This is a genomic window from Bradyrhizobium sp. AUGA SZCCT0222 (assembly GCF_018130205.1).
Taxonomy (GTDB): Bacteria; Pseudomonadota; Alphaproteobacteria; order Rhizobiales; family Xanthobacteraceae; genus Bradyrhizobium.
Genome location: NZ_JAFCLX010000021.1, coordinates 59,113 through 79,336 on the forward strand (window position 1 = coordinate 59,113; position 20,224 = coordinate 79,336).

The window sequence follows — 20,224 nt, forward strand, 5'->3', positions numbered from 1 at the left end:
CGGAACTGGCGGCAATCGGCGGTCGGGCCGGGCAGCCCTGATTAAATCAGAACCGAACGCCAGTCTCTTGTTTTGACGCTTTTTTCTTCCCGCGGACCGGTATCCACTTGGCTTGAAAGGGCTATAAGGAGCCACCGAATACGGCCGGTCTGGGGCGGTAACGGGTGCCGGAACTCGAAATCGGCGTTATCAGATCAAATTGCAGATAGCGATGCTCGAATCGACTCTTACGGACCACGCCAAAACCCTGCTAACGGCTTCCAGCCGGAGCGATGTTCCGCCTTTCATGGTGATGGACGTGATGGCGGCGGCGGCCCGCATCGAGGCGGCCGGCGGCCACGTCATCCACATGGAGGTCGGCCAGCCGGCAGCGCCGGCTCCGAAGACCGCGCTGGCGGCGGCGCGTCTCGCGCTCGACGACGGCCGGATCGATTATACCTCCGCGCTCGGCATTCCCTCGCTGCGGGCGCGCATCGCCCGGCACTACCGCGATACTTACGGCTGCAGCGTTGATCCCGAGCGGATCGTGGTCACCACGGGCTCGTCGGGCGGCTTCATCCTGGCCTTCCTTGCGATGTTCGAACCGGGCGACCGCGTGGCGGTGACCGTGCCCGGTTATCCGCCGTACCGGCACATCCTCACCGCGCTCGGCTGCGAGCCGGTGCTGATCGAGACCACGAGCGAGACGCGCCACGCGCTGACCGGCGAAGCGTTGCTGGCCGCGCATCGCAAGACGCCGCTCAAGGGCGTGCTGGTCGGCAGTCCCGCCAATCCGACGGGAACCATGATGTCGCGGGAGGCGCTCACCAGCCTGATGGCGGCGGCCGAGAGCGCCGGCATTCGCTTCATATCGGACGAGATCTATCACGGCCTCGATTACGCATTTCCGGCGGTGTCCGCCGCCGAGTTGTCGCCGCAGGCCTTGGTGATCAATTCGTTCTCGAAATATTTCTGCATGACCGGCTGGCGCGTCGGCTGGATGGTGGTGCCGGAGCCGCTGGTGCGGCCGATCGAACGGTTGCAGCAGAACCTGTCGATCTCGGTGCCGACGCTGTCGCAGATCGCAGCGGAGGCCGCGTTCCAGGGGGCGGCGGAAATGGAAGCGATCAAGCGCGGCTATCAAAAGAACCGCCGCATCCTGATCGATGGATTGCCGAAAGCCGGCCTGACCAATTTCCTGCCGGCCGATGGCGCGTTCTATCTCTACGCCGACGTCTCGCAATTCACGTCCGACAGCTTTGAATTCGCCAGCCGGATGCTGGAGAAGGCCCACGTCGCGGCCACGCCGGGCGTCGATTTCGACCCGATTCACGGGCGCGCCTTTGTGCGCTTCTCCTATGCGCGCTCTTCCGACGAGATGCGCGAAGCCGTGAGCCGCATCGCGCGCTGGCTCGGGTAGGGCGCGTCAGCCACCATCATCATCCATATCTGCCATTTGAATCGGGGAACCATCTTGTCCGACACATCTCAGCCTGTCGCTGCACCGCATTTTCCGCTCGCCGCCGTACTGTGGCCGCATCCTGTAGATCGATCCGGTCTGATGCGCGGCGTGATCCTGATTGCATTGGGAACCGCGCTGCTGACCCTGTCGGCGAAGGTCAATCTGCCTTTGTTCTATGTGCCGATGACGCTGCAGACGCTGGTCGTATTGATGATCGGGGCGGCCTATGGCTGGCGCCTCGGCAGCGCAACCATCGTGGCCTATCTCGCCGAAGGCGCAATCGGATTTCCGGTATTCGCAGGCCCCGTCGGAGGTCTTGCGCCGTTGCTCGGGCCCACGGCCGGATATCTCTACGGCTTCGTGGCGGCGGCCTTCGTCACGGGATGGCTGAGCGAGCGTGGCTGGGATCGGTCAATACCTCTGCTTTTCATCGCCATGGGACTTGGCCACGTCATCATTCTCGCGGCCGGGTTCGCCTGGCTGGCATTTGGCATCAAGCTCGGCGTAGAAAAGGCATGGCTGGTCGGCATAGCGCCGTTCATCGCGGCGTCGCTGATCAAGAACGCGCTCGGCGCTACGCTCGTACCTTTGTTCCGCTGCCCATTCGACCGCCGCTGTCAGATCCCGTTCGGACACCGGCGCAACGCCACCGATTTCCGCTGGCCGAAATAATTTGGCTGTGCTAGCGGGCGGGGGTGTGGCAGAACGCCGCAGGTCGAACGGGAGTAGACGTCATGGCGGCAACGATTGCGGCTGAAGCGCCGGTGAGCGCAGGCAGGCCCTGGTACAAGATTCTCTACGTCCAGGTGCTGATCGCCATCGTGCTCGGCGCGCTGACCGGCTGGCTGTGGCCGGCGCTCGCGACCAACGACTGGATCAAGGCGCTCGGTGACGGCTTCATCAAGCTGATCAAGATGGTGATCGCGCCGATCATCTTCTGCACCGTGGTGTCGGGCATCGCCCATATCCAGGACGCCAAGAAGGTCGGCCGCATCGGCATCAAGGCGCTGATCTATTTCGAAATCGTCTCGACCTTTGCGCTGATGATCGGGCTACTCATCGGCAATGTGGTCAAGCCGGGCCATGGCTTTGGCGGCGCGATGGCTGACGCGGCCAAGGTCGCCGGCTTTGCCAAGCAGGCCGAGGCCCAGAAGTCGGTCGATTTCTTCCTGCACATCATTCCCGACACCGTCGTCGGCGCCTTCGCGCAGGGCGAAATCCTGCAGGTGCTGCTGTTTTCGATCCTGTTCGGCTTTTCGGTCATGGCGCTCGGCAAGCGTGGCCATAGCCTGCGTTCCTTCATCGACGACGCAGCGCATGCGGTGTTCGGCGTGATCGCGATCGTGATGAGGGCCGCGCCGATTGGCGCGTTCGGCGCCATGGCCTATACCATCGGCAAGTTCGGCACCGGCGCCATCGTGAACCTGGTCGGGCTGATCGCGACCTTCTATGTCACCGCGGCGCTGTTCGTCTTTATCGTGCTCGGCACCATCGCCCGCACGGTCGGTTTCTCGATCTTCAAGTTCCTGTCCTACATCAAGGACGAGCTGTTGATTGTGCTCGGCACCTCGTCGTCCGAGAGCGCGCTGCCTTCGCTGATGGAAAAGCTGGAGCGGCTCGGCTGCTCGAAGTCGGTCGTCGGCCTGGTGGTGCCGACCGGTTACTCGTTCAACCTCGACGGCACCAACATCTACATGACGCTGGCGACGCTGTTCATTGCGCAGGCGCTCGGTTTCGATCTCACGATGGGCCAGCAGATCACCATCCTGTTGGTGGCGATGCTGACCTCGAAGGGTGCCTCGGGCATAACAGGCGCGGGCTTCATCACGCTGGCGGCAACGCTCGCGGTGGTCGATCCGCGGCTGGTGCCCGGCATGGCCATCGTGCTTGGCATCGACAAGTTCATGAGCGAGTGCCGCGCGCTGACCAACCTCTGCGGCAATGGCGTCGCCTGCGTCGTGGTGTCGTGGTGGGAGGGCGAACTCGATCAGGAGAAGCTGCATGCCAATCTCAACAAGCAGATCGATCCGACCGACATGGAGACCGCGCTCTCGACCGATTGACGATCGCTAGAGCCCCGTTCCGATGAATCGGAACGGGGCTCCAGATTCTTGATTTGACGCGTTTTCTTAACGCGAACCGGTATCCACTTCGCTGGAAAACGCTCTATTGAAGATCGCGTTGCTGCAACAAAAAAACCGCCCGGCGTTACCGGGCGGTTTTTCCGTTTGAACTTAGGTCGTCCTTATTAGGTCGTCCTTATTCGCCGCTGCCGAAACGCCGTGACCACCAGCCGGCCTTGCGCGGCGCGGCTTCACTGGTTGCGGCAGGCGCGGGCTCAGCGGGCACGGGAGCAGGGGCCGTTGCCGCCGGCTCCGCCTCGCTATGGCTGACGGCCGGTGCTGGCTCGGACGGGGCGCTGGTCAGGAACGAGACTTTTTCGCGCACCGTCGAACGCCGCCGCGCGGCGGCCCGGTCGGCCTCCTGTGCGGTTTCCTCAGGCGTCGGCGTCGGCGCGCTGCTGACGGTTTCGAGCGAGGCGTGTTCCGCGGGCTGCCATTGCGGTTGCGGCGGCTGCGAAACGGGCTCGGGTTCAACCAATGTCGGCGCCGGCTCAGAAGAGGGCCCGTCGAAATCGGCTACCGCGCTGGCGACTTCCGAAACCGGGGTCGGTCCGAGTTCGTCGGAGATCGATCCGGCGAGACCGTCTTCCGGTCCGCCGCCACGCCGGCGGCGTCCGCCGCGACGTCCGCGACGGCGCGGGCGCCGCTCGCCGTTTGGTCCCTGTTCGCCGCGCGCAACAGCTCCCTGTTCGTCGCCCTCGTCGTCGTCGGCTTCGCCGTCGTCGGCAACCGTGACCGCGCCATCGGCGCTTTCGGGTGCAACGCGCAGGGCGTCATTGTCGTCGCGCGGGGCTGCGCCTTCGCGCGGCTCACCACGGCCGCGGCGGCGCCGGCGCCGCTTGCGGCGGTGGCCGTCGGCTTCGCTTTCACCGGCGACTTCTTCGCCGCCTGCGGCTTCCTCGGTCAGACCTTCGGTCTCTTCGGTCTCGACTTCACCTTCGACATCGAACGGCTCTTCGTCGTCATAGGCTTCCTCGACCTGGGACGGGGAGGCCGCGGCCTGCGCTGCGAGCAAGGCCTTGGCTGCTTCCAGCGTGTGCACCTGTTCGCCGCGATCGATGATGAACGATTGCTGGCCGGCCACGGTGGGATCGGCGACCACCGCAAGCGTGACCTTGAAGGCGTTTTCGAGATCGCGCAGATGTCCGCGCTTGTGGTTGAGGACGTAGAGCGCGACGTCGGTGCGGGTGCGTACCACCAGATTGTGGGTCGCGCCTTTCATCAGAATTTCTTCGATGCCGCGCAGCAATTGCAGCGCCACCGACGACACCGAGCGGACATGGCCGCTGCCGCCGCAATGTGCGCAGGGCTCGGTCGAACTCTCCAGCACGCTGGCGCGGATGCGCTGGCGTGACATTTCCAACAGGCCGAAATGCGAGATGCGGCCGACCTGGATGCGGGCGCGGTCCTGCCGCAGGCAGTCGCTCAACTTGCGCTCGACCGCGCGGTTGTTGCGCTTCTCGTCCATGTCGATGAAGTCGATGACGATCAGGCCCGCGAGATCGCGCAGACGCAGCTGCCGCGCGACTTCCTCTGACGCTTCGAGGTTGGTCTTGAGCGCGGTGTCCTCGATGTGGTGCTCGCGGGTCGAACGGCCGGAGTTGACGTCGATCGAGACCAAAGCTTCGGTCTGGTTGATGACGATGTAGCCGCCCGAGCGCAATTGCACCGTCGGCGAGAACATCGCATCGAGCTGGCTCTCGACGCCCATCCTTGAGAACAGCGGCTGGCCGTCGCGATATTGCCGGACCGCCCGCACGTTCGAGGGCATCAGCATCTTCATGAAGTCGCGGGCTTCATCATAGCCGGCCTGGCCGGCGACCTGGATTTCGTCGATTTCCTTGTTGTAGAGGTCGCGCAGCGAACGCTTGATCAGCGAGCCTTCCTCGTAGACCAGCGTCGGCGCCTGCGACTTCAGCGTCATGTCGCGCACGGTTTCCCACATGCGGATCAGATATTCGAAGTCGCGCTTGATTTCGGGCTTGGTGCGCGAGGCGCCGGCGGTGCGCAGGATGATGCCCATGCCCTCGGGCACGTCGAGATCCTGCACCACTTCCTTGAGCCGCGAACGGTCCTGGGCCGAGGTGATCTTGCGGCTGATGCCGCCGCCGCGCGCGGTGTTGGGCATCAGCACGGCGTAACGGCCGGCCAATGACAGATACGTGGTCAGCGCCGCGCCCTTGTTGCCGCGCTCTTCCTTGACGACCTGCACCAGCATGACCTGGCGGCGCTTGATGACTTCCTGGATCTTGTACTGGCGGCGCGGGCGGAAGGCGCGCTCCGGCACTTCCTCGAGCACATCGTCGCCACCGACGGATTCGACGACTTCCTCTTCGGCATCGTCGCCATCGTCTTCATCGTCCTGCGCTTCGTCGTCTTGCTCGTCGCCTTCCGGCGCGGGGGCACGATCCTCGTGGGAGGCGGCGGCGTATTCCTCGCCGGCATGCTCGGCGCGCGGCGCATCATCGGCATGGGCGGCGTTTTCGAGCGCGTGTTCGTCGTCGTGCCTTACGTCGTGCGCCGGCTCGTCGTGATGCGCATGATCCTCGTGGCTTTCGGAACTGGACGTTGCCTCTGCCGGCGCGGCGACGGCCTCAACCGGTGCCGCATCGGGTTGGAATGAAGCTACCGGGGCTTCGGCGGCGGCATGATCAGGGGCGTGATCCTGGACGCGATCTTGGGAGCGATCTTGGGCGTGATCTTCCTGGGGATGACCCTGTTCATGCGAATGATCGTCGTGATGATGCGCAACGTGCCCATGATCGTGGCCGTGCTCGGCTGAATCGGCGGGATGGTGATCGCCATCATGGGCGTGGGCTTCGTCGGGGTGCGCGCCATCATGCAAGCGCTGCGCCTCGCCTTCATAGGGCTGGGCGGCCTGCGCCGGATCGATCGCGGCGTTGTCGACGACGTCGCTCTGGACTCGCTCGCCATGGCCGCGGCGGCGGGCGTTGCGGTGGCGTGAACGGCCGCGGTGACGGTTGGAGGAGCGGTTCTCGCTCTCTTCCTCGGCCTCGCGATGGGCGCGTTCGTCGGCCTCGATCAGTGCCTGCCGGTCGGCGACCGGGATCTGGTAATAGTCGGGATGGATTTCGCTGAAGGCCAGGAAGCCGTGGCGGTTGCCGCCATATTCGATGAAGGCCGCCTGCAGTGACGGCTCTACGCGCGTGACCTTGGCGAGGTAGATATTGCCGCGCAGTTGTTTGCGCTGGGCGGTCTCGAAATCAAATTCTTCGACGCGATTGCCGCGGACCACGACGACCCGGGTCTCTTCCGGGTGGGTGGCATCGATCAACATCTTGTTGGGCATTTTGGAGCTCTTGACGGCGGCGGGCGCGGTGCAAGGCGCGCGCATATTGCGCGGCCCGGTGACGCGACGGTCCACCTGATTCGGGGGTGAGGGGAAGGCCAAAACGCAAACCTTGGCGCCGCGCCGAACGGGGACCCACCGGAACAAGGCGACGCGCGAAGCTCTCGCTTCGCATCGGCGCGATCGATCCGTGGATCCTGGTCGGCAACACAGTCTGGCGCATCAAGCGTCGGCCCGTCTGAACATGTTGGCGGCAAAATTGACCGCCGTGTCTATCGCTGAAGGCCCGGCGCGGCGCCAAAGCGCTCGCCGGCCATCGCATATCGGACCGTTTGGGGTCCGGATAATCAGTTCTGCCGTGTTTTAAACCGTCCCTGGAGCAAGATAGTACCTTGCAAGTTAGTACCTGGGAGCGGACGCCGCTCGGGCTCGAAACCGCCACTCCGTGTCAGCCGCGCGCAGCGCTGGCTGGTGGAGGGGATCGGGAAAGACGCAGGAAACTTCGGCTTCGAAGGTTCCGGCGCTGCACCGGGAGGCTGAACGCGACACAACCGGGAGTATTAGCCGTCAGCACCTCGTACATACGTGGATTGCCCGCCCGGTGCAAGGGAAGCATCAGGGAAGCGTCGCAGCACGGCAACACTCATCCCTTTTCGCTTTTGGATCCTTAAGGTTCGATTAACCCTGTGGTTCTAATGCGGTAAGAGAGCTGCTCGGAGGCGTCGAATCGTTGGCTAACCGCGCAAATCACCGGGTTTTGCTGGGGCGCGGCCTGTTGTGCGCCGCAGCATTTCTGTGTGCCAATTTCATCACCCCGAGCGCGGCGCAGGGGCCTGCGCCTGGTCCCGCTGCGGCAAGCGCCCCCCGTCCAACCCCGGTCGCCGCCTCGAATTTTCCGGTCGCCTCCGATGCAAGACTGGCCGGCGATAGCAAACAAACCCGCTTCGTCCTCGATCTCGACAGGCCGATCCAGTTTCGCGCCTTTGCGCTGGCCGATCCCTATCGCGTGGTCGTTGATATTCCCCAGGTCAGCTTCAAGCTGGCCGCGGGCACCGGCAGCACGGGGCGCGGGCTGGTCAAGGCGTTCCGCTATGGCCTTGTCATGCCGGGCGGTTCGCGAATCGTGTTCGACCTGACGGGACCGGCCAAGGTCGCGAAATCCTATGTGCTGGAGGCGGCCAACGACCAGCCGCCGCGGCTGGTGCTGGAGCTGGAAGAGGTAGACCGGACCGCCTTCGTGCAGTTGCTGGCGCCCGAGAATCGCCCCGAACTGAGGCCCGCGATTGCGGCAGCCAATGCCGCGGTCGGGCCGGACGATGCAGCGGCGGCGGCAAAGCCCGCACAGACGCAGGATACCCGTCCCCTGATCGTGATCGATCCCGGTCATGGCGGCATCGACAACGGCACCCAGGCCGGCGGCGAGATGGAAAAGAATCTGGTGCTCGGATTTGGCCTCGCGCTGCGCGATCGCATCGAGAAATCGGGCAAATACCGCGTCGTCATGACCCGTACGGACGATACGTTCATTCCGTTGAACGACCGCGTGAAGGTCGCACGCACCCAGTCGGCCGCGCTGTTCGTCTCGATCCATGCCGACGCCCTGCCGCGGCGGGAGGGCGATGCCCACGGCGCCACCATCTACACCTTGTCTGACAAGGCCTCCGATGCTGAAGCCGAGCGGCTGGCCGAGGCCGAGAACAAGTCGGACGCCATTGGCGGCGTCAATCTCACCGACGAGCCGACCGAAGTCGCCGACATCCTGATCGACCTGGCGCAGCGCGAGACCCGAACGTTTTCAAACCGGTTTGCCCGCATCTTGATGGGCGAGATGAAGACGACGGTGCGGATGCACAAGCACCCGTTGAAATCCGCCGGCTTCCGCGTCTTGAAGGCGCCGGACGTGCCCTCGGTGCTGGTCGAACTCGGCTATGTCTCGAACAAGGGTGACCTCGAGCTCCTGATGTCGGAGAACTGGCGCAACAAGACCGTCGGATCGATGGCGCAGGCGATTGATGCATTTTTTGCCAAACGGCTGGCAACCGCCGGGCCCGGCAAATGAAAAGCCGTATGAAAATGCTGATTAAATGCACGCGATGCCATGGAGGAAGCCCTAGTTTGGCCACAGCGGCAGCGGTATAGAAACTGACGCAGGGTCTTCGGAATCGGCCATTATTGTCCGTCGGCCCGTTTATTGTTGGTACGCGCAACGGCGGTCCGTTGGGCGAGGGCTTGAGCGCTTCGATTTGCGCTTGGATTTTGATGGCAAGGCAGACGCCGAAAGTCACGGCGCAAGGGTTGGAACGGAACTTCGATCATGCGCTTGCTGGTGCGGTTTTTGGGTTTCTTGTTCGCCGCCGGAACCGTGGTGTTCCTGGTTGGCGTCGCCGGCGTTGCCGGCGCGATCTGGCATTTCTCCAAGGACTTGCCGGACTATTCGCAGCTTCAGGATTATGAACCGCCCGTGATGACGCGCGTGCACGCCTCCGACGGCGCGCTGCTCGGCGAGTATTCCAAGGAGCGTCGGCTCTATCTGCCGATCCAGGCGGTACCGAAGCTCGTCATCAACGCGTTCCTCGCGGCCGAAGACAAGAACTTCTACGAGCATGGCGGCATCGACTTCACCGGCATGGCGCGCGCGGCGGTGCTGTATGCGCAGAACTACGGTTCCAACCGCCGGCCGCAGGGTGCGTCGACCATCACCCAGCAGGTCGCAAAGAACTTCCTGTTGACCAACGAGGTCTCCTTCGCCCGCAAGATCAAGGAAGCCTTGCTGGCGATGCGCATCGAGCGCGCCTATTCGAAGGACCGCATCCTCGAACTCTATCTCAATGAAATCTATCTCGGCCTCGGCGCCTACGGCATCGCCGCGGCGTCGCTGGTCTATTTCGACAAGTCGGTGAACGAACTCACGATCTCGGAAGCCTCGTATCTGGCGGCGCTGCCGAAAGCGCCGGCGGCGCTGCATCCGGTGCGCAACCGCGACCGCGCGATCGAGCGCCGCAACTACGTCGTCGATCGTCTCGTCGAAAACGGCTGGATCAAGCAGGCCGATGCCGACAAGGCGCGCAAGGATCAGCTCCTCGTCACCAGCCGCGGTACCGGCGCGCATATCTTCGCCGGCGAATATTTCGCCGAGGAAGTCCGGCGCGACATCTTCGAACGCTACGGCGAAAAGAAGCTCTATGAAGGCGGCCTATCGGTCCGGGCGACGCTCGACCCGAAGATGCAGGTGATGGCGCGCAAGACCATGGCGGCCGGCATGGTCAATTACGATGAGGCGCAGGGCTGGCGGGGTGCGCCGAGCAAGCTCGACATTTCCGGCGACTGGGGCGTGAAGCTGGCCGACGTCAAAGCGCTGGGCGATATCGCGCCCTGGCGGATGGCTGTGGTGCTGGAGACCAGCGACCAGTCGGCGCGGGTCGGGTTCCAGCCGGGCCGCGAGCTTGGCGGCGCCGTCGCCAAGCAACGGCAGACCGGCATCATCACGATCGATGGCGTCAAATGGGCCAAGGCGGCGTCGGGGCCGACCAAGGGCAGGACGCCGACATCGGTCGCGCAAGTGCTGGCGCCGGGCGATGTGATTTATGTCGATCCCCTGTTCGGCAAGGACGGCAATCCGGTTGAGGGGCAGTACCGGCTGCGCCAATTGCCTGAAGTGTCGGGTGCGATGGTGGCGATGGACCCATGGACCGGACGCGTGCTGGCCATGGTCGGCGGGTTCTCGTTCGACCAGAGCCAATTCAACCGCGCGACGCAAGCCTACCGGCAGCCGGGCTCCTCGTTCAAGCCGCTGGTCTATTCGGCGGCCATGGACAATGGCTACACGCCGTCGACCGTCGTGGTCGACGCGCCGATCGAAATCGATCAGGGGCAGGGCGCCGGCGTCTGGCGCCCGGAAAACTATTCGTCCGGCAAATACAACGGTCCGGTGACGCTGCGCAACGCGCTGCGGCAATCGCTCAATACGGTGACGGTGCGGCTGGCGCAGGACATCGGCATGCCGCTGATCGGCGAATATTCACGGCGCTTCGGCGTTTACGACGAACTGCCGAACTATCTGTCCTATTCGCTCGGCGCCGGTGAAACCACGGTCATGCGCATGGTCACGGCCTATTCGATGTTCGCCAATGGCGGCCGCCGCGTGAAGCCGACCTTGATCGACCGCATCCAGGACCGTTACGGCCATACGATCTTCAAGCATGACGCGCGCGAATGCCGTGGTTGCGATGCGCCCGGCGGCTGGAAGAATCAGCCCGAACCGCAACTGGTCGATCGCCGCGAGCAGGTGCTCGATCCGATGACGGCGTATCAGATCACCTCGATGATGGAATATGTCGTGCAGGCCGGCACCGCGACTGTCGTAAAGGAAGTCGGCAAGCCGATCGCCGGCAAGACCGGAACCACCAACGACGCCAAAGATGCCTGGTTCATCGGCTTCTCGCCGGACCTCGTGGTCGGCATCTATGTCGGCTACGACAAGCCGCGTACTCTCGGCGGCAAGGCGACCGGCGGCGCGCTGGCCGCGCCGATCGCGCGCGACTTCCTCAAGCTCGCGCTCGCCGACAAGGCCGCGATCCCGTTCAAGGTGCCGGCCGGAATCAAGCTGGTTCGCGTCGATGCCAAGAGCGGCATGCGCGCAGGTCCCGGCGAAGGTGGCCGGACCATCCTGGAGGCCTTCAAGCCGGGTACCGCGCCGCCGGACAATTACTCCGTCATTGGCGTGGCAGATGCCGATGGGCGCGCCCCGCAGGGATATCCGGCAGGATATCAGGGGGGATATCAGTCGCCTGACTCCGGCCACATCATGCGGCCCGGCGGGCTGTACTAGGCTTGTTGGTGTGAAGAAACCGCTTGGGACCAAGCCCCAGGCGGATTGCGCTTTGTGAGAGACGCCGCTACATCCCTGCGAGCATCTATAGTTAGCGGTTTGCACCGCAGATCAGAGACACCATGCGCGCCGAAGTCGAACGCCTCGTTGAAGAGATCAAGCAGTCAGTCGGGCTGCTGAGGAGGCATCTTTGACGTCGAACAGTCCACGGCACGTCTAGCCGAGCTGAACAAGCTCGCCGAAGATCCCAATCTCTGGAACGATCCGCAGAAGGCCCAGAAGCTGATGCAGGAGCGCACCTCGCTGGAGGATGCGCTGCAGGGCATCGGCAAGGTCGAGCGCGAGCTCAACGACAATGTCGAGATGATCGAACTTGGCGAAGCCGAGAACGATGCCGGTGTCGTCACCGAAGCCGAGAACGCGCTGAAGGCGCTGAAAAAGGAAGTGGCGCGCCGCGAACTCGAGGCGCTGCTGTCGGGCGAGGCCGACCGTTTCGATTCCTATCTCGAGGTCCATGCCGGCGCGGGCGGCACCGAAAGCCAGGACTGGGCCGAGATGCTGCTGCGCATGTATACGCGCTGGGCCGAGAAGCACGGCTTCAAGATCGAATATCTCGAAGAGACGCAAGGCGAAGAAGCCGGCATCAAATCCGCGACCATCCAGATCTCGGGCCACAACGCCTATGGCTGGCTCAAGACCGAGGCGGGCGTGCACCGGTTGGTGCGGATATCGCCGTATGATTCCAACGCGCGCCGTCACACCTCGTTCTCGTCGGTCGCGATCTTTCCCGTGGTCGACAACAGCATCAAGATCGACATCGCGGAGTCCGACGTGCGCACCGACACCATGCGCTCGGGCGGTGCCGGTGGTCAGCACGTCAACAAGACCGAATCCGCGGTGCGGCTGACGCATATTCCGACCGGCGTCGCGGTGGTCTGTCAGGCCGGCCGCTCGCAGCACAAGAACAAGGCGCAGGCCTGGGACATGTTGCGCGCGCGGCTTTACGAGATCGAGCTGAAGAAGCGCGAGGAGCAGGCCGCCGCCGATCAGGCCGCCAAGACCGATATCGGCTGGGGCCACCAGATCCGCTCCTACGTGTTGCAGCCCTACCAGATGGTCAAGGATTTGCGCACCGGTGTGCAGACCTCGGACACGTCGGGCGTGCTCGACGGCGATCTCGACGAGTTCATGGCTGCGACGCTGGCACAGCGTGCGTTCGGCACCGGACCGGGCTCGGTCGAGGATGTGGATTAACCCATGGCCAGAGTTGCTTTCATCGGATTGGGACGGATGGGCCACGGCATGGCCGGCCGTTATCTCGACGCGGGATTCACCGTCTCGGTGTGGAATCGCAGCAAGGCCAAGGCGGAAGATCTGATCGCACGCGGCGCACGATGGGCAACGTCGCCGGAGGATGCCGCGATTGACGCCGATGCCGTCGTGACCATGGTCGCCGACGACAACGCGTCGCGCGAGGTATGGCTCACCAAGGATGGCGCCGCCGCCAATATGAAGGCCGGCGCGCTGGCGATTGAATGCTCCACGGTGTCCCACCAGCACGCGCTTCACATGGCGGGTGTGTTGGGCGCGCGTGGACTGATCTACATCGATAGTCCGGTGACCGGCCTGCCGGATGCGGCGGCTGCGGGCAAGCTGACGCTGTTGGTGGGCGCCGATCCCGCCGATCTTGAATTAGCGCGGCCCTATCTGGTGCCGCTCTCGACCACCATCCGTCATTTCGGCGCCGTCGGTTCCGGCACCGTCTACAAGCTGATCAACAATCTGATGGGCGCGATCCAGATCGCCGGCATTGCCGAGGGGCTGGCGATCGCCGAGCAGGCCGGGCTCGACATGAAGCTGGTGCTGGAAGCGGTTGAGACCGGCGTCGCCGCAAGCCCGCAGGTGATCCGGCATTCCAAGCGGATGGCGGAACGCAATTTTGTCGGCGCGACCTTCACCGCAGCGCTGCGCCAGAAGGATGCGGCTTACGCCGTTGCGTTGGCCGAAAGCCTGTTGTCGGCGCCGCCGATCATGGGACGCGCGGCGGTGCAGTCCTACGACCGCGCCAAGGCCTACGCGCCCGACGACGACGAAGGCAAGATGATCGAGATCGTGTCGCGCCCGAAATAGGCGCGCCTCCGTTCGGGAATCGGGTGGGAAAGACTCGCGCGCCGGAATAGATCTGCGTCAAACGCAGATATGAGCCGCAATGACCGCTAATGATGTCAGGATCGACGCCCGCGACTGGTCGCTGCTCGGCGTGCTGTCGGTCCTGTGGGGCGGCTCGTTCTTTTTCAACGGCGTGGTGCTGCGCGAATTGCCGCCGCTGACACTGGTGCTGCTGCGCGTGGCGCTGGCCTCAATCATCCTGCTGCCTCTGCTGTGGGTCTACCGGATCGATTTTCCCAAAGGGGTTTCAGGCTGGAAGCCGTTCTTCGCGATCGGGCTCTTCAACAACGTATTGCCGTTCTCGCTGATCGTGGCGGGGCAGACGACTATCCCGAGCGGGCTGGCCTCGATCCTCAACGCCACCACGCCGTTGTTTACCGTTGTGGTGATGGCGGCGGCCGGTGAGGAGAAGCTGCAGGCGCGGCGGATCGCCGGCGTCGTCGTGGGGCTGATCGGCGTCGTCATCCTGCGCGGCTGGAATTTTGACGGCGACGGATTTTGGAGCGGGCAGGGCATCGGCATCCTGCTCTGCCTTGCGGGCGCGTTCAGTTATGGTTTGGCGGCGCTGCTGGCGCGACGGCTGCTGTCGAACTCGCCGCCGCTGGGAACGGCGACGTTCCAGTTGCTGGCCTCGAGCATCATGATGATGGTTGTCGCCGGCTTCGTCGAACGCCCCTGGCAATTGCCGATGCCAGGCGTTGCGACGTGGCTCGCGGTGATGGGTCTGGCTGTCCTGTCGACGGCGCTGGCCTATATCGTGTTCTTCCAGATCCTGCGGCGCTCCGGCGCTACCAACGTCATGCTGGTGACGCTGTTGATTCCGGTCACCGCTATCGTGCTCGGCTATTTGGTGCTGGGCGAGGAGATTTCGCTGCGCGAGATCGCGGGCGCGCTGGTGATCGGCAGCGCGCTGCTGTTGATCGACGGGCGGGTGCTCGGGTTATTTCGACGGCCGGCTGTTATCGGATAGATGGCGCTTAGCCGGTGTGTTCGGTGTATTTTTTGTAGATCCAGCGCCTTCCGTCATGACGCCGCCAGACCTGGCCGGTCAGCAACCGTCCGGTGATGGATCGCCGCGGAATGAAAATCTTCCGCAAGTGCCAGACCTCGGCCCAGGCGGGCTTCGGACTGAGGCTCAATATTCGTAACCGCTCCTGGCTTTCAATATGCATGGCGCGCGCTCACGATTTAACGAGGCCGCCGGGCGGAATATGATCGCTCGACGGCGAAGTTAACAGGGGTTGGGACGGATCAAATCGTCCACTGCATGCACGATACCGCGCGGCGGTCGTGACGCAATCGCAGTCGCTGGTTAAGCTAACCTGTCAACCTTACCGTCGGCTCTTCCACTGCGCTAACCAGCCGGAAAATCGCCCGCTGTCGCGCTCGCCGCCGTGCCAGGCGGCATAAACCGCGCCGTCATCTGCGACCAGCACGACGGCATCGAGCCCCTTGGAGCGGCGCAGCGTGTCGATGGCCTGTTGCGGCGTCTGCGCGATTGGACCGGCGACATTGAAGGACGTGTTGACGGATATCTCGACGCCGACGTGACGGCCGAGCGCCTTCAGATAAGCATGGGTGAGGGGATCGTCATCCGCATTGACGATCTGAATTCGGCCGGTGCCGTCGGCATGAATCGCCGCCGGAATTTTGTCCCGCGCGCCCGGCTTCGATTGCGCCGTCAGCACCATGTAATTGTAGGCGTTGTAACTGGCATCGGAGGCGCCCGGCAGCAGCTCGAAATATTGGTGGGCAGCTTCCAGCGTTGCCATCGGCGCCAGCGGGCGGATCGCCTCGCGGTACTTGACGCGCTCGTTGAGCCGCTCGCGCGCGTTGGGATCGCAGGGATTGGCGAGGATCGAGCGGTGGCCGAGCGCGCGCGGACCGGTCTCGGCGGCGCCCTGATAGAGCGCAATCACGCCGCTCTGCGCAACCACGAACGCCATCAGGTCGGCGACGGCGTCGCGCCCATCAGCGGTCGAGATATCGCCAATGCGCTGCGAGGCGATATCATCGGCTCCGAGCGCGCTCACAATGGCTTCGTTGGAGGGTGGCAGGCCGCAATAGAACGCATGTGTCATCGGCGCGCCGCGCGGGGCGCCCGCCAGATGCGCGAACAGCCACGCCGCGCCGATGGTGACGCCGGGATCGCCGGGCACCGGCGGCACCCACAGATGCAGGCGCGCGTTGCGCTGCTGGGCGCCGGCGAACCACGCTTCATTGAAATGCTCGAGCAGGCGCATGTTGCCGATCGCGTTCAGCGCCACGCCGCCGGTGAGCACCAGCCGGCTCGCGCCCGTGATGCGCAACAGGTGATCCACGACGTGGATCATGGCATCCTCGAACACCAATTGCGTCGCGGCGGCCTTGTCGAGGCGATCCTTGGTATCGGGACGGTGATGGATGTCCTCGACGCGCAGCACCGCGTCGGGATTCCAGAGCTGCTCGGGCTTGAGCGGTGGCCCCAGGATGTCGGTGAGCGCCGCCTTGTAAGGGTTGTCGAACGGATCGCAATACCAGTTGGCCATTGTGCGATTGAGCCTGACTTCACCGGCTTCGCCGAAGTGCAGGACGTTTCGCAGCCGCGCGTAATACGGATTTGTCGCGCGGTTCATGTCGCCCCAGGCCGCCGCGCCCATATAGCGGCCTTCGCTGGAGAGCCAGGTCCAGCCGCCCTGCGTCGATGAAATCACGCTGTAGAACGCGCCCAGTGAATCGAACATGCTGTCGTTGCAGTAGAGCCGGCGCATCTTGCCGTTCTGGACGACGTACAGCGTGATCGACCCCTGATCGCCGGTGCCATCGAGTACCGCCACCGCAACCGGCTCGCCGTCGTCGGCGAAGGGCGACGCCGCATAGGAAAACCAGGCATGGTTGTCGTGATGCGGCAGGCAGATCAGTGGCACGCGTTCGGAAAGCACCAGTTGCTTCGCTAGGATCTTCGGAGTGCGCGTCATCTGGTCGAGACGCCGTCCGTCGAAGCCGGCGGCTTCGGTGGTGCGCAGCAGCTTGAGGCTTTGCGGGATTTCTTCCAGCACCGAGCGTGCCAATGTTCCCGCCAATGTCGGGTAGTCCCAGCTGGTCAGCCAGGCGTCGATATCGCCGATGTCGCGCCCGATGCCGCGCAAGGCTGCAACCATCGCGTCAACAGAGGCGCGCGGATATTCCGTCGTGTGCTTGTTGCCGGAAAAGCGTTCTTCCTCGTTGTTGAGGATCAGGCGGGGGCCATGGGCCTGCGTCACCTCGACCAGCGCCACGCCTGAATTGTGCGTGCCGGGCGCGCCGAGGCCGGCGAGATAGACCGTTTCCCCGCGCGCGAGCTTGTCGCGCACATGCGCGATCCGCCCATCGGCAAATTTTGAGCCGAGCTGGTGAAAGCCGGCTGCGCCAAACGCCTTCGCAGCCAGCCATCGCGCGGCCCGGAATCCACCTGCGGCGAGCTTCGGATGTCGGGGGCCAATGCGTGTTGTCGGGTTCAATTCCAAGGAAGCCTTGCAGGGGAAAGGTGTCGCCATGCATCAATCATAAAAGGCGGCGCGCAACAATGCTGTTTCATCCAGCGGAATAAGCGGCCGCTTGCCAGCCCGCGCGGGGCTTGCGACACTTTGCCAAAATTATAAACGACATAATAATAAACGACTTGGGAGAGAACGATGACGGCTCGAATCCGAACTCTGGTTGCCATGACGGCGATCGCCGCGATGACCGCGACCGCAGCCCACGCGCAGAAGAAATACGATCCGGGCGCGTCCGATACCGAAATCAAGATCGGCAACATCATGCCCTATAGCGGCCCGGCCTCCGCCTACGGCACCATCGGCAAGGCTCAGGCCGCCTATTTCAACAAGATCAACGCCGAAGGCGGCATCAACGGCCGCAAGATCAGTTTCATCAGCTATGACGACGCCTACAGTCCGCCCAAGGCCGTCGAGCAGGCACGCAAGCTGGTGGAGAGTGACGAGGTTTTGCTGGTCTTCCAGCCGCTCGGCACGCCGTCGAACTCGGCGATCCAGAAATACATGAACGCAAAGAAAGTCCCGCAGCTTTTCGTGGCGACAGGGGCCACCAAGTTTGGCGATCCGCAGAATTTTCCGTGGACCATGGGCTGGCAGCCAAACTACCAGAGCGAGGGCCGGATCTACGCGGCCTACATCCTGAAGAATTATCCGAACGGCAAGATCGCCGCGATCTGGCAGAACGACGACGCCGGCCGGGATCAGATGAAGGGATTGCGCGACGGCCTCGGTACCAAGGCCAACATGATCATCGCGGACAAATCATACGAGGTTGCCGACCCCACCATCGATTCGCAGATCGTGGCGCTGAAAGATTCCGGCGCCGACATCTTCATGACGTGGGCAGCGCCCAAGGGCGCGGCGCAGGCGATCCGCAAGGTCGCGGAACTCGGCTGGAAGCCGGTCTACCTGCTCGGCAACGTCTCGACGTCGGTGGCCACCGTGCTCAAGCCGGCCGGATTGGACAACGCCAAGGGCATTATCTCGACAGCCTACATCAAGGATCCGACCGATCCCGTGTGGAAGGACGATCCCGGCATCAAGGCGTGGGCCACCTTCATGGACAAGTATTTTCCGGACGGCGACAAGACCAACAACAACAACGTCTACGGCTATGCGACGGCGCAGACCATGGTCCAGGTGCTCAAACAATGCGGCGACAACCTCACGCGCGAGAACGTGATGAAGCAGGCCGCCAGCCTGAAAGGCTTTACCAGCGATGTGCTGCTGCCCGGCATCCAGATCAACACCGGCCCGAACGATTTCTTTCCGATCGAACAGATGCAGCTGATGAAGTTCAACGGCGTAAGCTGGGAGCTGTTCGGCGACATCATCGCGGGTGAGGTGGGGCACTAGACGGGATGCCTTTGGGTTGATTCTATCCCGCGCAACAGACTCGCCGTCATCCTGAGGTGCGAGCGCAGCGAGCCTCGAAGGATGGGCCACGGGCCGTGCTCATCCTTCGAGGCGCGCAAGAGCGCGCACCTCAGGATGACGGGGAGAACTGTGCGAGCGCTAACCCAATCTAAGGTCATCACGCACCAGGTGAGAAGCGCCGTCGCCGGACTGCTTCAGCTCATCCTGCGCAGGGTCGAGGACGGCGTTTCGCCGAATTTCCGGCCGTAGGCGTGCGCCATGCGGCTGAGATGGGTAAATCCGAGTTCGAACGCGATCTCCGTGATGCTCTCGCCTGGGCGGGCACTGGTCAGCCGGGCATTGAGGTGCGCCAGCCTGATATCGAGCAGCATCTGCGAAATCGACGTGCCGAAATGGCGGCGGAAGCCGATCTGCAGCGCGCGGATGCCGACGCCGGTGATTTCGGCGAGTTGGGCCAAATCGAGCGGCTCGGCTGCGTGGGCATGCAGACAGTCCCGCGCCCGCCGCAGCGGTCGCGGCAGCGTTTCGGCGTGGCCGCCGAATACTTGCATCGCGTCGCTCCGGCTGTGGTGCTGACCATGGAGCAGGGAGCCGAGCAGCGTTTCGCGCAGTTCGGCCGCCGCAACCGCTGCCAGGCGGCGGTTTGGTCCGAGACGCTCGGCCAGATCGACCAGGTCGGCGGCTCGTGACCGCAGCTCGCGCCCACAGGCCTGGTTGAGATCGATCGCCGGCGTAAACTCGACCGCACCGGCCGGCTTTCCCGAAAGCGCCGCGGCCCGCTGTTCGACCAGCCGCCGGTCAACCAGAAGGATGAGCTGGGCGCAATCGCCGTCCCATGTCATCCGCGTCGGGATCGTCGGGGACAGCAGCGAAGCGCGCGTGCCCGGGCTGCTTTCAACCTCGCAGGCCGCGGTGGCTATTCGCGCCGATCCGTGCAGCGGAATCTGCAGCAGAAAGAAGCGGTCGAGGCAGCCGGGATCGATCGATACCGATCCGCCATAGGCGACATAGTTGATGGAGAACCCGTCGAAGGCGGCGCAATTGTGCAGGGCGTAGAAACCCGGCGCCGACGGGCGATTGGGCGTCAACTGATGGGGGCAGAAGATGCGTCCGATCGCCTCGGCAGCGGCATCGACATCGCCGGTCGATACGCGGTTGAACGCGGCCAGCCTGGCGTCTCGAACCTTCTCCGCAACGGCTGCGCCCATCGTCGTCACACGGCCTTCGGGTTTGTTTGAACCCTATAATATCTCCGGGACGGGTGCTTGGAAAGGCGATTTGGCAGCGGATTGTGCCCGATCGTTGCGCAGCCGGCGACAACAGCGTCACGACGATCGTGCGCCGCAGCATCGCCTGTGCGGCCAAAAGAAATCCTTCGGCGCCGATGGCGGATTCGTTTTGCGGCTAGACGGCCCGGCGGGATCCTGTGCAAACACGACGGATTGATCCGGACGGACAAAT

Annotated in this window: 13 protein-coding genes; 9 read left to right on the forward strand and 4 right to left on the reverse strand. The window is 63.9% G+C overall.

The features are described from left to right. The first annotated feature begins 211 nt into the window (after positions 1-211). The 3 genes from JQ629_RS19660 (at position 212) to JQ629_RS19670 (ending at position 3,504) form a co-directional block, all read left to right on the forward strand. Positions 212-1,399, forward strand: coding sequence for a pyridoxal phosphate-dependent aminotransferase (locus JQ629_RS19660; RefSeq protein WP_212414062.1), 1,188 nt, complete (start codon positions 212-214; stop codon positions 1,397-1,399). Positions 1,400-1,507: 108 nt separating this feature from the next. Beyond that, positions 1,508-2,113 carry a biotin transporter BioY gene (locus JQ629_RS19665; RefSeq protein WP_212414106.1) on the forward strand — a complete coding sequence of 202 codons (606 nt, stop codon included), beginning with the start codon at positions 1,508-1,510 and terminating at the stop codon, positions 2,111-2,113. A gap of 62 nt (positions 2,114-2,175) precedes the next feature. After that, positions 2,176-3,504 carry a dicarboxylate/amino acid:cation symporter gene (locus JQ629_RS19670; RefSeq protein ID WP_212414063.1) on the forward strand — a complete coding sequence of 443 codons (1,329 nt, stop codon included), beginning with the start codon at positions 2,176-2,178 and terminating at the stop codon, positions 3,502-3,504. A 196-nt stretch (positions 3,505-3,700) separates the two neighbouring features. On the opposite strand, the gene JQ629_RS19675 is transcribed toward JQ629_RS19670, so the two are convergent. Next, on the reverse strand, positions 3,701-6,874 hold the full coding sequence (locus JQ629_RS19675) for an Rne/Rng family ribonuclease (RefSeq protein WP_212414064.1): 3,174 nt from the start codon (positions 6,872-6,874) through the stop codon (positions 3,701-3,703). 730 nt (positions 6,875-7,604) lie between these two features. Here JQ629_RS19675 and JQ629_RS19680 point away from each other — a divergent pair. The 5 genes from JQ629_RS19680 (at position 7,605) to JQ629_RS19700 (ending at position 14,841) form a co-directional block, all read left to right on the forward strand. Then, positions 7,605-8,933, forward strand: coding sequence for an N-acetylmuramoyl-L-alanine amidase (locus JQ629_RS19680; protein WP_212414065.1), 1,329 nt, complete (start codon positions 7,605-7,607; stop codon positions 8,931-8,933). A gap of 255 nt (positions 8,934-9,188) precedes the next feature. Further along, positions 9,189-11,702 (forward strand): penicillin-binding protein 1A, encoded by a 2,514-nt coding sequence (locus JQ629_RS19685; protein ID WP_212414066.1) that lies wholly within the window; start codon positions 9,189-9,191, stop codon positions 11,700-11,702. Positions 11,703-11,824: 122 nt separating this feature from the next. Further along, a protein-coding gene (prfB, locus tag JQ629_RS19690) for a peptide chain release factor 2 (protein WP_212414067.1) occupies positions 11,825-12,956 on the forward strand; the annotation gives its coding sequence in 2 pieces (ribosomal slippage) (positions 11,825-11,893 and positions 11,895-12,956; 1,131 coding nt in all). 3 nt (positions 12,957-12,959) lie between these two features. Beyond that, positions 12,960-13,832, forward strand: a complete 873-nt coding sequence (locus JQ629_RS19695) for an NAD(P)-dependent oxidoreductase (RefSeq protein ID WP_212414068.1) — start codon at positions 12,960-12,962, stop codon at positions 13,830-13,832. A 79-nt stretch (positions 13,833-13,911) separates the two neighbouring features. Continuing rightward, positions 13,912-14,841, forward strand: a complete 930-nt coding sequence (locus JQ629_RS19700) for a DMT family transporter (protein ID WP_212414069.1) — start codon at positions 13,912-13,914, stop codon at positions 14,839-14,841. 7 nt (positions 14,842-14,848) lie between these two features. On the opposite strand, the gene JQ629_RS19705 is transcribed toward JQ629_RS19700, so the two are convergent. Both JQ629_RS19705 and JQ629_RS19710 read right to left on the reverse strand, forming a co-directional pair. After that, on the reverse strand, positions 14,849-15,043 hold the full coding sequence (locus tag JQ629_RS19705; RefSeq protein ID WP_212414070.1) for a hypothetical protein: 195 nt from the start codon (positions 15,041-15,043) through the stop codon (positions 14,849-14,851). 159 nt (positions 15,044-15,202) lie between these two features. Continuing rightward, complete coding sequence (locus tag JQ629_RS19710; RefSeq protein ID WP_212414071.1) at positions 15,203-17,386, reverse strand: carbamoyltransferase C-terminal domain-containing protein; 2,184 nt, start codon at positions 17,384-17,386, stop codon at positions 15,203-15,205. A 138-nt stretch (positions 17,387-17,524) separates the two neighbouring features. On the opposite strand from JQ629_RS19710, the gene JQ629_RS19715 reads away from it, so the two are divergent. Next, entirely contained in the window at positions 17,525-18,742 is a 1,218-nt protein-coding gene (locus tag JQ629_RS19715) for an ABC transporter substrate-binding protein (RefSeq protein WP_212414072.1), read from the forward strand. Positions 18,743-18,957: 215 nt separating this feature from the next. Here the strand turns inward: JQ629_RS19715 and JQ629_RS19720 are convergent, their stop codons facing one another. Further along, complete coding sequence (locus JQ629_RS19720; protein ID WP_212414073.1) at positions 18,958-19,971, reverse strand: AraC family transcriptional regulator; 1,014 nt, start codon at positions 19,969-19,971, stop codon at positions 18,958-18,960. Positions 19,972-20,224: the final 253 nt, after the last annotated feature.